Source organism: Amphibiibacter pelophylacis (assembly GCF_037688875.1).
Lineage (GTDB): Bacteria > Pseudomonadota > Gammaproteobacteria > Burkholderiales > Burkholderiaceae_C > Amphibiibacter > Amphibiibacter pelophylacis.
The window spans coordinates 1-202 of the sequence record NZ_JAWDIE010000053.1 but is presented as its reverse complement, the minus strand read 5'-3'; the positions used below and the strand labels follow the sequence as shown (position 1 = coordinate 202).

The window sequence follows — 202 nt, the reverse complement described above, 5'->3', positions numbered from 1 at the left end:
GCGCGAAGCACCGCATCCTGGTCGACCCGGCGCGGCAGCTGTTTTATGGCGGCGAAAAAGATTTCCCGTTCAGCAAAAACTGCAGCTACGCGCCCAACCACGTGCGCTGCACAGTGCCTGCCGGACACTATTTCGTCATGGGCGACAACCGCGACAATTCGGCCGATTCGCGCTTCTGGGGCTTTGTCCCCGAGGCCAACAT

General features: G+C 60.9%; 1 protein-coding gene. It reads left to right on the top strand.

Annotation, left to right across the window (positions count from 1 at the left end; all coding sequences use genetic code 11):
- Window positions 1–202 (top strand): signal peptidase I (lepB, locus tag RV045_RS14350; protein ID WP_423236472.1); only part of this gene is annotated, 202 nt, incomplete at both ends.